General features: G+C 38.9%; 13 protein-coding genes. 6 read left to right on the plus strand and 7 right to left on the minus strand.

Going from position 1 to position 11,999, the window contains the following annotated elements:
- Positions 1-173: 173 nt before the first annotated feature.
- On the minus strand, positions 174-386 hold the full coding sequence (locus BMZ78_RS13770) for a hypothetical protein (protein ID WP_093231020.1): 213 nt from the start codon (positions 384-386) through the stop codon (positions 174-176).
- Positions 387-750: 364 nt separating this feature from the next.
- Here BMZ78_RS13770 and BMZ78_RS13780 point away from each other — a divergent pair, with 364 nt between their 5' ends.
- The 4 genes from BMZ78_RS13780 (at position 751) to BMZ78_RS13795 (ending at position 4,367) form a co-directional block, all read left to right on the plus strand.
- Entirely contained in the window at positions 751-1,725 is a 975-nt protein-coding gene (locus BMZ78_RS13780) for a winged helix-turn-helix domain-containing protein (RefSeq protein ID WP_093231022.1), read from the plus strand.
- Positions 1,726-1,756: 31 nt separating this feature from the next.
- A complete protein-coding gene (locus BMZ78_RS13785; protein ID WP_175482486.1) occupies positions 1,757-2,470 on the plus strand; it encodes an ATP-binding protein in 714 nt (237 codons plus the stop codon).
- Positions 2,471-2,853: 383 nt separating this feature from the next.
- A complete protein-coding gene (locus tag BMZ78_RS13790) occupies positions 2,854-3,339 on the plus strand; it encodes a helix-turn-helix domain-containing protein (protein WP_093231024.1) in 486 nt (161 codons plus the stop codon).
- 26 nt (positions 3,340-3,365) lie between these two features.
- A complete protein-coding gene (locus BMZ78_RS13795; RefSeq protein ID WP_093231025.1) occupies positions 3,366-4,367 on the plus strand; it encodes a linear amide C-N hydrolase in 1,002 nt (333 codons plus the stop codon).
- A 262-nt stretch (positions 4,368-4,629) separates the two neighbouring features.
- On the opposite strand, the gene BMZ78_RS13800 is transcribed toward BMZ78_RS13795, so the two are convergent.
- On the minus strand, positions 4,630-5,784 hold the full coding sequence (locus BMZ78_RS13800) for a GNAT family N-acetyltransferase (protein ID WP_175482487.1): 1,155 nt from the start codon (positions 5,782-5,784) through the stop codon (positions 4,630-4,632).
- Positions 5,785-6,015: 231 nt separating this feature from the next.
- On the opposite strand from BMZ78_RS13800, the gene BMZ78_RS13805 reads away from it, so the two are divergent.
- Complete coding sequence (locus BMZ78_RS13805; protein ID WP_093231027.1) at positions 6,016-7,068, plus strand: hypothetical protein; 1,053 nt, start codon at positions 6,016-6,018, stop codon at positions 7,066-7,068.
- A gap of 308 nt (positions 7,069-7,376) precedes the next feature.
- Here the strand turns inward: BMZ78_RS13805 and BMZ78_RS13810 are convergent, their stop codons facing one another.
- On the minus strand, positions 7,377-7,682 hold the full coding sequence (locus BMZ78_RS13810; protein WP_093231028.1) for a hypothetical protein: 306 nt from the start codon (positions 7,680-7,682) through the stop codon (positions 7,377-7,379).
- A gap of 344 nt (positions 7,683-8,026) precedes the next feature.
- Between BMZ78_RS13810 and BMZ78_RS13815 the strand changes: the two genes are divergently transcribed.
- Positions 8,027-8,260: a hypothetical protein gene (locus BMZ78_RS13815; RefSeq protein WP_093231029.1), complete on the plus strand. Its 234-nt coding sequence runs from the start codon at positions 8,027-8,029 to the stop codon at positions 8,258-8,260.
- Positions 8,261-8,846: 586 nt separating this feature from the next.
- Here BMZ78_RS13815 and cas2 read toward each other — a convergent pair.
- The 4 genes from cas2 to BMZ78_RS13835 all read right to left on the minus strand — a co-directional run bounded on the left by cas2 (position 8,847) and on the right by BMZ78_RS13835 (position 11,949).
- Entirely contained in the window at positions 8,847-9,119 is a 273-nt protein-coding gene (gene cas2 / locus BMZ78_RS13820; protein ID WP_217645012.1) for a CRISPR-associated endonuclease Cas2, read from the minus strand.
- Positions 9,119-10,147 (minus strand): type I-B CRISPR-associated endonuclease Cas1b, encoded by a 1,029-nt coding sequence (gene cas1b, locus BMZ78_RS13825; RefSeq protein WP_093231031.1) that lies wholly within the window; start codon positions 10,145-10,147, stop codon positions 9,119-9,121. The genes cas2 and cas1b overlap by 1 nt, the downstream gene beginning before the upstream one ends.
- Positions 10,148-10,504: 357 nt before the next feature.
- Positions 10,505-10,729, minus strand: coding sequence for a hypothetical protein (locus tag BMZ78_RS13830; RefSeq protein WP_093231032.1), 225 nt, complete (start codon positions 10,727-10,729; stop codon positions 10,505-10,507).
- 659 nt (positions 10,730-11,388) lie between these two features.
- On the minus strand, positions 11,389-11,949 hold the full coding sequence (locus BMZ78_RS13835; protein WP_093231033.1) for a GNAT family N-acetyltransferase: 561 nt from the start codon (positions 11,947-11,949) through the stop codon (positions 11,389-11,391).
- Positions 11,950-11,999 lie beyond the last annotated feature (50 nt).

The raw sequence follows: 11,999 nt of genomic DNA on the forward strand, positions 1-11,999 counted from the left end.
CACATTCTGCTTTGGGATATTTATCCCCTAAAGAGTTTCGTCAATCTATAACTTCAAATGTTGCTTAAATGTCTGGACAAACGGGGTTCATTAAGGGAGGACGATGCGATAATAGTGTAATCAACAATAAGTACGACAAGAGTTAAACATCTCTTGTCGTTTTTTTAATTGAATTATTCCTCTTCTTCATATAATTCATCAATACATTTTAGACCTAGAGCTTCCTTTATGAGAAATAGATGCATATATTCGTGCCGGCGCTGGCTGTCGAAACGTGATAAAGTAGCTTCGTTAATGCCAGTAATCTCTGAAAGCCATTTTTGTGTTTTATCAATTTGTTTCAGGAGTTTTTTAAGGCGTGGCCGACGCTGTTTAATTTGTATCATTACAAATCCCTCTCAAATAAATTACTAATTAGTAATTGACAATTATCAATGATGAAATTTATAATAAAGTCAGAAATGTGAATCATATTTTCGGGAAGTGATTCAATGTATAAACTCTGGCTCACAGGCTACTGGGATCGCCAAAGCCAAAAGATTGTGTTCTGTGTCCCTATTGGAACAAACGATATTCAACGAATGGATTTTCCACAAATGATCAAGTGGCTTCATGAGAAAGAAAAGCCCCGCCAGATGGGCGAGGATATACAAAGAACGTTTACTTACACTCATCTTAACACAAAAACTCAAGAATGAAAAGTAAATGGTTATATTAGTCATAATCGTTAAAATATAGGAGGTCATTTCCATGTTCGTTTTCAATCCCGCTCTCATTACCAAATCACATAAAAAACAAATCGGTCCAGCGATCTGGGAACTGCTTTGGTGTATCAGCCAGATGACGCAAGAGGTAGAGCAAAGTGGAAGCCTTGTAGGAATCGTTTGTAACGGCCAACCGATTCGTTACGCTGAAATTGCAGAAGATTTGGGCATCAGTGAAAGTACGGTGAAAAGAAACATGAAGCGTTTGGAGCAACATAACTACATTTTCATGAAGCGGGCTCCGTATGGGGAGAGGATTTATATAAATCTGGCAATGGTTAGACAAGGCGGAGTCGAGCAACAGATTTCACAAAGAGAGGATATTTTTGACCGCTCACGATTCGATGAAGAGGAGAAAAATGAACTTTCTTATCTGGATAGAAAGACTATAAATAACCTATCTATTCTGAATAGAAAGACAAAAATTGATCCATCTGCTCAAGGGAATGAAGAGCTATTTTCTAAAGATAGCGCAAAAATGATCGTGAGAGAGAGCAAAAATGACCGGTCTATAAAAGAAATAATAGAGATAGAAGAAGATAGAAAGAGAGAAGAAGAAAAAGACCTGGTCAGCCAAATTGAACAAGCGTATCTGACCAAAAGGGGAGTGGGAATGATACCAACACCCGCAGATTACCAATCGATGGCCAGCCTGATAGTAGACAACATTCCTCTGGATGACATATTGGAAGGGATTGACTATGCTTTTCGAGTGTTTAAACCGAAACATGCTCGTGATCGTATTCGCTCATTTGCTTATTGTGAAGCAGTCATACGTGATCGGTATGCCAGGAAACAAGCCAAACAACAGGCACAAAAGGTGGGGAAAAAGCATGCCTACAGGATTAAAGAAGACAAATTCTTTCGTGATGGAGGAGATTACCAAGCGGATTCAAGCTTTGAAACAGAAGTCGCACAGGGATACTACGGCCAATTTCACATCTTCGGCAACGGTGGTTGATTGTCCATTATGTCAAGACCTGGGGTATATCGTGAAATCGTGGGATGGAGCGGGATTGGCTGCTGTGTGTGCTTGCTTGGAAAGGAAGAGGATCGAGAAAAGGTTTCAGAGTGCCATGATTCCAGAAGAATTTGCCCATGCCACTTTGGAAAACTACCAGGTGAAATATCCTTTCCAGCGAACGCTTTGGGAAGCGGCTACTCAATATGTCAGAGAGTTTGAACAGATCAAAAGGAACACAGAGAATAGTCTGGGATTTGTTGCTGTCTATGGAGAAGAGAGGATGAATGAACTTCCGCCAGAACAGCGGGTAATCATGAAGCGAAAACATAATTCTTTTGGTCTGGGAAAAACGCATCTGCAAGTGGCGATCGCGAAAGAGTTGATCCAGCGAGGAAACACGGTACTCATGGTATCTGATGTCGCATTGATGGAAGAGGTAATGGGGTTGAAGCAATCGGATTATCCGTTGTTTCATGAACGAATCCAAAGTTTGATTCAAGTTCCCGTGTTGATTTGGGATGATATCGGGAAGGCCAATCCTACACCATCCAGGCAAAGTGTGTATTATCGCGTGATCAATGAAAGGTGGCGAACACAACGACCGATTCTGTTCAGTTCGAATGAAGATATCGAAACATTGGCTGTTCGTATTGGAGATGGGGCGGCTTCTCGTTTGCTCGGAATGGCGAAGGGACGAATTTACCGTGTTGAAGGTCCGGATTGTCGTTTATCTATGATCTAATTATTTTAAACAAGTTTGTAATACAAACTTAATACAAGCTGACTTCCTCATAATATCGATATGTAGAAGCAGAAATCAAGAAAGTACTTGCGATTTGTGGGCGGCTCTTAAGAAAGAAGTGGAAGCAGATCGGCGTATTCTGGAACAGAACGTGACAATCTTTAAAGAACAGCTTGCAAGAGCCAATTTAAGCCCCGCCTTTTCCTACTTTCTTTCACTTATCATAACCCAAAAGTGACGCAGAAGACTTGTTCTGCAACAGTTAAGGTGAATCTATCTATAAAGAAAAGAAAAAATATTCGAACAGAAATTACATTATTTCTATTGACATAATTTATGTCTTTTTTTATGATTGATGTAAATTATGTCAAAGGAGGCCGAAGATGAACGAAAGTACCATACTTAATTCTAAAACCACTTTGGAGTACTTAGTCTTAATCAATAAGAAATCGTATTCTCAAATTGGTCGAGAGCTTGGTATTACCCCTCAACAATTTTCCGATTGGATAAAAAAGCGAAGACCTATTCCACAAGAACGATTAAAAGCTCTATGCGAGTATTTTGGGTTGGAGTCTCACTACCTTGTGGATGAAAGGAACTTTGCTCGTTCTTTAAATCCAATTACAAAAATAGATATTGAAACACTGTTGGTAAAAAGAGTAATTGAAAAGGGAGAGGAAGATCCAATTCCATACCAGGAAAAGTTAACGAAGCTGGAGAGAGAGCGAGCAAAGCAAGTGAGACTGGGTCGTTTAGCTTCCATTCTTCATCAGGAAAGCGATCAAATCGATCATGTGATTGATACTTTTTTGGATCAATTGGAATCAGGAAACATTGAAAGATTGAAGCGGTTGCTTACTGAATCGTAAACTATCTAGAAAAGAGATGAAAAAGAATGTGTACTACTTTTTTCCTTGAAAACGAAGAGCGACGAATAGTAGGCAGGAACTATGATATCTTTTACGACAACGGATGTCTGTTTACCAACTTACGAGGTTTAAAGAAAACCGCCTTTATCCAACCACCAGAAAAACCCCTAACATGGACCTCCCAATATGGAAGTCTTACTTTTTCACAAGTAGGGAAGGAGTTCCCAGTAGGAGGAATTAATGAAAAAGGGCTCGTGGTGGAACAAAATACCTTGCCAGAAACCAAGTATCCTGTGGTAGACGATCGTCCGGCGATAAATGAACTTCAGTGGATTCAGTATATGTTAGATACCTGTAGTTCTGTGGAGGAGGTCCTGAAAGCTGCTAATAACATCCGGGTTAGCCAGAACTCCTCTCACATTCACTATTTTGTTTGTGATCCTTCTGGGGATGTGGCTATACTGGAGTACTTAGATGGAAAGCTTCTTATATTTACGAAAGAGAGGTTACCTATCCCTGTTCTTGCAAACAGTATATATACTGAATCATTAGAATACTCGGACCAATATATCTTTCATGAAGATGAGTACAAAGCCAATTCTCTAGAACGATTTTTTCGTGCATCAAAGATGGTTCAAACCATTAATAATCAGCCTTCGACAACGGTTGAAGATGCATTTCAGGTGTTAGAAGCAGTCAAACGTCAGGATACCATATGGTCTATTGTTTACGATCTTTCCAATATGGAAATTCATTTCTCTACGTATCGCCAGCAGGGAAGATATCGAATTTCCTTACGGTCCTTGGATTTCTATCAGAATACCGCCAAGGTAGCGAATATTCATAATTTTGGGCATAGAGGATTTGTAGATTATCAATTCGAAATAAACCGAGAGCTTGTACAATCATTCTTTACAAACGAGACACTTACAGAGATCTTTCAGTGGAACATCAGTCAAGAAATGATTAACTTTTTTGCAAGCTATCCTGATCAGTTCAGTTATTTTGATGAAGCAGAGAGGGAATGACTCAAAAAAGGGTAGAACTAAAAAAGTCCGTCCCAAAAAAAGTACCCGTATCACACCAAAGTGGTACGGGTTTCTTATATTTCGCTTTATTCGGAATGCAAGTGGGGGTTCCTACTATACTGCTAAATGAACAAGCAATGCAGAAAAAAATGGGCACATCAGGCTAGATGCCCATGTCCGCAATGAACACCAGTAATAGATGAATATGGGCTGTTTTCTCCGCTCACTTCTGAGCTTGCAAGTGTCTATTTTCGTCTCCTCTTTACAATTTATATTTCTGAATGATCGGAACGGCTAGTTTTTGCAGGATGGAACTTAATCCATGCCAGGCTTGCCGTCGAAACTTCGGCAGATGATCGACATAAGCCATGGTATACTCAAGTGCAGCGCATGCTCCTCGACAACGCTTAAAAGAGGCGGCCCCAGAGCTTTGATGAAGTAATAATTGATGTTCATGTGCTTTTTGGACAAGCAGGGAAGATAACATCCGGTATAGACCGATTTGTTGCCGTAGATGAATGTCATAGCCAAAAAAAGGCGTAGTCATGGTCTGGTCTTGTATGAAATAACCAATCACTCCATCGATCTGTTTGTCTTTTTGCAAGGCATAGACATGCAAGAATTTTTGTTCGATAGCATGGGTTAAAAAAGACAGTTGAAACTGCGGATTGTAGATCGAATATTTTTTCAGGTACAGCAAGTTATACAGTTCGATCAAACGCGGTAATGCCTGCTCAGGAATCTTCGCCGCCTCTACCACTTGATAGCCAGATTGCTCGAATAACTTTTTATCCCGTTTGAGGAGCCAGCGCGTTTTACTGTTTAGGGTGGACTCTTGTGCTGGATCATAAAAATAGACCTGGCGACTGGGAATGGGGATATAATGATTTTCCAAAAAGATATTTACTTGCCCAGCTGGAGAGAATTCATTTACTGAGCGAAATAAAATGGCATGGTCAGGAAATCTTTTTGTTAGGAAAGAAGTTATGCACTCAACCTGTTGTGTAGTAAAAGCAGGATGGAGATTGGTTGAAACGAGCCAATTGTTGACAATCACTACCCGATTGATCTGACAGGCACGCAAATAATAATCAAGCCCACTGAGCAGTGGATGAAGTAACAGGGAGAGCCAGTACTTTTTTAAAGCGGCCAGTTCTTTTTTGGCATAGGTAACATAATGCGTATAAGGAGAAACCACATACGAGTTCTCATATTCTTTTTGATTGACTGTGAGGGGAAGTAACAGCGAATCTACCTGTAGTAGCATTAGTTCGGTTTGTACATTGGCGATAAACGTTTGTGTTCCTTTTTGCAGGAAGGGCGTATGATACCTTTGCGCAAATGTTCCATTCTCTATTTCTTTCCAGTTGAGATTGGTTAGATTTTCTTTATCAAATAGACGTAGATGCTGATTCATATATGCTCCTTTCATAGAATGATAGATAAAAAAATTTTATCATATGGGTTTGCTATTGTTGAACTTATTCTACTTTTGGGACACGCCCATTTTTTGACGAAACGTTCCTTAATTAGCTAAATCGCAATTCTTTTTTTACAAATCGAAATTAAAGGTTGACAATCATCGAACATATGTTCTATAATGCATTTGTACATCACTTTAGCGGTTTTACACAGAGGAGGAAGAAGGATGGCTAAAATCACCGAGAAAGATACAAAAGCAACGATCCTTAAGGCACTTCGTGAGGCAGAGAAAAGGATTGCCGAGCTGGAAAAAGGAAAGCTGGATCCTGTTGCTGAAACGACCGCTAAAAAGAAGACGGAAACGATCACAAAAGCGAATCAGATCATGGAAGTGGATATAGAAGATAAGATAAAAGACCTGTCCAAGTCGGTAAACAGTCTGCTTAGCAAAATCAGTGAGGATATTGCTGAACAAAAAAATAATCTGAAAACAGTCAAAGAGGCTATTGCGATTAAGGAAGCGGAACTAAAAGAATTATTTGGCATAGAAAAAGAAGCACATACCCTTGCTGGGCTGGTCAATGCACACCAGGAACTGAAGCTCGCCCAAGAAAAAGAATTAATTGAAGCCAAAGAAAAAGCCACCGCTGAACTGAATGAGATCATAGCTCAAACGAAAAAAGCACGTGAAGAATATGAGGCACTGGTGAAAGAGCAAAAAGAAAAATTGGCACAAAGTCAAAAGCGTGCAGAAGAAGAGTTTAAGTATAATTTTGAAAGACATAAAAAAATGTCGCATGATAAATTGGAAGATGAATTAGCCAGCAGACGGAAAGAGTTTAACCTGGAAATGGAAAAAAGAAATGCAGAATTGGATACATACAAAAAATCACTCGATGAACGTGAAGTTGCCATCCAAAAACGTGAACAGAAAATGAACGAACTGGAAGCAGAAGTAGCTGCCTTCCCGCAAAAACTGGAAGAAGTGAAAGCAGAAGCTGAAAAGAAAGCAGAAGCAGAGATCAAGAAAGTACTTGCGATTCGTGAAGCAGCCCTGAAGAGAGAAGTGGAAGCAGATCGGCGCATTCTGGAAACAGAACGTGACAATCTGAAAGAACAGCTTGCCAGAGCCAATGAAACGATTGCCACGTTGCAGGCAAAGCTGGATGAAGCGTACAAGCGCATTCAGGAAATGGGTATTCAGATGGTATCGAGTTCCAATGAATCGAAAGCATTTGACAAGATTGCCGCACTCGTTACGGAAAAGAACAATAAATAATGGATCAAAGACTTCAGATGAGTCACTCTTGCTGGCAGGACTTTTATTAGGGATTATTTAGTAAAGTTTGTTTTTAAAGGAATAAAAAATGTTTCATAAATAAAAGAAAAAACAGGTAGGAATCATCGCAGCCTACCTGTTTTTTCTTTGCGTGAACAGCTGGTATTGATATCTCGGCTGTTCGTATTGGAGATGGGCGGCTTCCCGTTACTGGGGATGGAGAAAGGACGAATTTATTACCGTGTCGAAGGTCTGGATTGTCTTTTATTACAAATGAAATGATTTAAATCAATTTGTATTTTCATATTCTATGAGAGTTCTTCTTCCCAGTCATCTACTAGTTCTTCCATGTCATCTGCAAGTTGCCGAATCTGGTTTAGAAACTTTTTTCTTTCAGCGATTGGAACGCTTTCTTGCTCCATGAGATCAATCGCTTGACTGACGATATGATACAGGGAGGAGACGATAAGATTTGTTGTGTCACTTGTCCAATCCTTACCCCACGTACATAAAATTAGAGACCAATTACGAGCGATGTATCCTTGTGATTGATTTTTACCTTCTTCCACTCGCCTGAGGAATGTCTCTAGTTGTTTTCTCGCTTCTTCTTTCATTTGAACTCTCTCCCGGATGTAAGATTGTGTTTGTAAACCATTTCAAAGGGATTATCCTTTCGTATAGTACGTTCTGGACTCTCACTAATTATAGTCTTTTTGGGTAAGCAATGGACTTTTTTTCAACTGTTCTTCTTTTTTCAAAAAATATTGTTGTTCATATCCTTCTTGCGTATACTTGATTTGCCAAGACAATTCCTGGTCATAGACTATTTGCTGACTGCATTTGACAACAGCGTTCTTATTTCATTGAGGTGAGCAAGGATGGAACCAGAGAAAGACATCTATAAGAAGATTGTTGGCGAATTAAGGAAAACAACCAAGGTCATTATTGTGTGTACGATATGGAACAGGATATTATGGATGAAGCATATCAACAGATAAAAAAGATAGAAGTTGATTACAGGCTGGTAGTTCAAGTCTTGCAAGGTTCACATATATTCAATCAATTACCTCTGTTGGAAAAATACGATATGGATGTGGAAGTTTGCGTGCCTGTTTACCTGCGTGAAAGAAATGTATGGAAAAATGGAATCGTGGAAACAAAGGGAAGTTTGAAAGCAGAACCTTTGTTATAAGACAATGCAGTATTATTGGATCACCTCACTCCTGATGGAGATAAGAAATTAACCGAGCAGATGGTTTGAGCTGAGGATCGTTAGTCAGAGGTTTATGGAAAATCGGATGCAATTATTTCTTTTTATATCAATAAATTCCATATAATCCAAAGAACTTACAGGCGTAAATTGGATGAATAGACACAAAAAATTATGTTTTTTGACAGATGGGGTCGCAAATGATATAATAAAAAAATAAATGATTGGGTTAGATGTTCCCGATTTTCCATGAACCCCCCGTGATTTTGACCACTCCAGAGGTTTGTGGATCACGAAAAATCAAGGGGTTTCGGGGACAAAAACTCTCAGAAACCAGGAATGGCGGAGGGTATCATTGAATCCATTTTGGAATTAGAACATAAACAAAGTTCGCCAAAGGGGCAACACGTGCCATTCAACAGGCAGGGTATCATTGAATCCATTTTGGAATTAGGACTTTGACCCCAGATTTCATTGAAGAACACTGACTACGATTTGAATCAATTGCGAATAAACAAAGGCAACGGCCTGTGTCTTTGACACGTCGTTGCCTTTGTTTTTCTTAAGTTTAAAAAATGAAAGGATCAAAATCCTGCTCGTTCTTATATCCTAGAACTTCAGTATGTAGATCGTTTTCATCTGCGGTGATATATAATCTGACTTGATCATACTTCGGATGAAGGATCTGCTGTAAGTCATGTTGCAGTTTTTCCAATTGATGTTTGGATAGGTTTCCTTCAAACGTAGAGCGCTGCACACGGAAAAGATATTTTTGAAAGATCTTTTTTATTTGGGTAACACGATCAGTGTGGACATCATATACACCGATGACAAACATCATTACCACCATATACGAAAGCTTTGATAGGATTTTTGTTGACTAAAATGCTGAACTAATTTCGTACATTCATGACGAATAAGCTGGAGATAGGAGAATATTTTATTTTTTTGGCGATGGAAGAAAGTAGAGTTCAATTTTCTTTGGTATTCTTTTATCACCTTTTGTTTCCCGATGGTTGTAAGAAAGCATCCTTTGTCTCTTTCTTCGAAACAGGTGTGATCTAACATGCGTAAAGTGATCATTCGAAGGATAAGTCGATCAACGATCACGGGTTTAAAAATCTCGCTAATGTCAAGAGCGAGGCTTAGCCGTTTAACTTTCGTGCTATGTAAATAACTAATGGTTGGATGAAGAGGTGTTTGTCTTAATTGTTCAATGATGGTGACATATAGCAGGGAATTTAAATAAGAAAGAAGAGAATTCATTGGATTTTTCGGTGGGCGACGTGTTCGTTTTTGTATAAGGAATTCAGGAAAGTCCCTTTTCATAAACTCATCTAATATTTGATAATAAGTCAATCGAAATCTACCTTCACATCCAAGCAATTGGGAAAGATTGCATATTGTAGAGAGCTTTGAACGTAAAAGGTTAAGTTCTTTTTTCTTTTCTTGTATTTGAGAGAGATCTAGTTTATTCGTTATTTTATTAGTGAGTTGAGTAATGTTTCTAAGCATATTCGTTTGGGCACCAAGTACGAATTCTTTGGCAAGAAAGAGTCTTTTCTGTGCATTGCAATAAGAAAGTACTTGTTCGACTACGATTTCACTTTGTTCAGGGGGAGTTTGATCTGGAAAGAAACTGCCAATATAAAAACCGTAGTAATGAAAGAAGTGAATCGGAATCCCATATCGGCTAGCAAGTTCAAGTAATTTGGTTGTGCAGGTAATAGATGCCAGGACATAGATTGATTCAATTTGTTCAATAGGAAATCGCTTCTGTTCTTGCTCTGTTTGAATAGCGAGCGTCCCTTCACTTTTAACCAGGGAAATAGGTTGAGTAATAAAGAGTGGTTGTGTATTTATAAAGATCCCTCAACTTTCTTATAAGTTTTATATGATTTGTTACCACAAAATTTGAAAGATTATACATATATTTTGGGTTGAGTTTAGAACTTCTTATGGTTAGGTATAGGTTCATGGAAAATTGGATACAATTATTTCTTTTTATATCAATAAGTTCCATATAATCCAGTGAACTTACAGGGATAAATTGGATGAAAAGACGTAAAAGATTATGTTTTTTGACAGATGGGCTCGCGAATGTTATAATAATAAAATAAATAATTTGGCTAGTTATTTGGGATTTTCCATAAACCCCCCCTGATTTTGACCACTTTAGAGGTTTATGGATTACGAAAAATCAAGGGGTTTCAGGGACAAAAACTCTCAGAAACCAGGAATGGCGGAGAGTATCATTGAATCCATTTTGGAATTAGAACAGTAACGCCCAAGCGGGTCTTGCCAAGGGTTTAGAAATGCAATAATAGTATCATTGAATCCATTTTTGGAATAAACAAAAGGCAACGACTTGGTCTCAAGGCCCAGGCTCGTTACCTTTTTTTGGCTTTCTACCGTTTTGTCATAGAGTTCATTTTCGACGATAATTTCCATCACTCTTATTCATCAAAAGTGCAAACAAAAAGTTCTGTTTCTAGGACTCGGTTTATTATGTATGCATTGTATTCATTTAGATGCGATCGGCTCAAACTCCAGAAGGTTATGTGAAGTCTACAAATCTTGGTTCAGCTGGTTTCTCATCCAAGGAGCCAGTTTTTGTTTCCACAATCTGTTCTAGGAGCATCCAATTGTCACTCCCCTTCATCCTATTGTGCAAACAAAGAAGACGAGAGCTTATCATTAATCCTTCTCTTTTTAGTTTGCTAAAGGTACGCATCACATTTGTTATGATTTTATCCCTTTTCATGACTAGAATCTTTGCAATAACACATCTACCGTTGATCCTGATACTCCTATTACCTTACAGCGACCCCATCGGTCCATAAAGTTGTACGACGGTTTTTTCCACCGTTGTCATGCCTTTTCTTGCCGTTTATTTGCCTCGTTGATAACTCAATCCGTCGTATAACTCAAGTTCTACGTCATTTTTATAAGCGGAAAATCAAACAAGCCCGTTATTTTCTTCCATCCTACACCCCCCAGGGCCCCGGCCACGTAGCCCCGCGCCTAATCCGTCATAAATCGGCGTACTAAAAAATAATTTTGTAAAATGACACACAAGGACGGTTTAGAACCGTCCCCTTCTGTCTACTTCATAACTTATACTTTTTGATTGAGCTAATATATTTCTCGAAATCTTCCCTAAAGAATGCGTGTAAAACACACGGTTGTTTTTCCTTTTTCTCTAAAAACTCATGTTCATCAGGAAATAAAGATTCAACATTGAGGCGAATGAAGGGTAGTTTCTCCTGTGCTTTCTGGGAACGAATATTCACCTTTCTTGCACCTGCAAAAACGTGTTCCATCCCTAAGTCTTCAAAAGCAATCCTAAGAATTGCAATTTTCGATGCTTGGTTGTATCCCATTCCCCAATAATCATGACCAATCCAAGTTCCAATATGACATCGTTTCTTTTCGTGATTGATGTGCATGAGTGTGGTCACACCGATGAGTTCGTCATTTTCGTTCAGAATTACCCTAGAAACTTGCTTTCCCTTCTTTTCCTCTTCAATGATCCAATTGATAAATTTCTTAGTATCTTCAACGGATTCGTCTCTTATCCCAAGGGCATCCTTCACCTGTGGAGCGGAAACCAACTGAAACATGCGGTTTGCGTAAGATATATCATGCGGAACCAATTTCACTGTTGCCACAGTTCTTCCTTCCCAAGCTGGAATAGTAGGCAGTATAAGAATTAGTCTAT

Source organism: Thermoflavimicrobium dichotomicum (assembly GCF_900114055.1).
In the GTDB taxonomy this organism is placed as follows: domain Bacteria; phylum Bacillota; class Bacilli; order Thermoactinomycetales; family Thermoactinomycetaceae; genus Thermoflavimicrobium; species Thermoflavimicrobium dichotomicum.

Excerpts from the sequence above, each read along its gene's own strand:
- BMZ78_RS13815 (WP_093231029.1), top strand. The coding sequence starts at position 8,027 with ATGGAACAGGATATTATGGATGAAGCATATCAACAGATAAAAAAGATA.
- BMZ78_RS13795 (WP_093231025.1), top strand. The coding sequence starts at position 3,366 with ATGTGTACTACTTTTTTCCTTGAAAACGAAGAGCGACGAATAGTAGGC.
- BMZ78_RS13810 (WP_093231028.1), bottom strand. The coding sequence starts at position 7,682 with ATGAAAGAAGAAGCGAGAAAACAACTAGAGACATTCCTCAGGCGAGTG.
- BMZ78_RS13800 (WP_175482487.1), bottom strand. The coding sequence starts at position 5,784 with ATGAATCAGCATCTACGTCTATTTGATAAAGAAAATCTAACCAATCTC.
- BMZ78_RS13830 (WP_093231032.1), bottom strand. The coding sequence starts at position 10,729 with ATGGAAATTATCGTCGAAAATGAACTCTATGACAAAACGGTAGAAAGC.
- BMZ78_RS13805 (WP_093231027.1), top strand. The coding sequence starts at position 6,016 with ATGGCTAAAATCACCGAGAAAGATACAAAAGCAACGATCCTTAAGGCA.
- cas2 (WP_217645012.1), bottom strand. The coding sequence starts at position 9,119 with ATGATGTTTGTCATCGGTGTATATGATGTCCACACTGATCGTGTTACC.
- BMZ78_RS13770 (WP_093231020.1), bottom strand. The coding sequence starts at position 386 with ATGATACAAATTAAACAGCGTCGGCCACGCCTTAAAAAACTCCTGAAA.
- BMZ78_RS13790 (WP_093231024.1), top strand. The coding sequence starts at position 2,854 with ATGAACGAAAGTACCATACTTAATTCTAAAACCACTTTGGAGTACTTA.
- BMZ78_RS13780 (WP_093231022.1), top strand. The coding sequence starts at position 751 with ATGTTCGTTTTCAATCCCGCTCTCATTACCAAATCACATAAAAAACAA.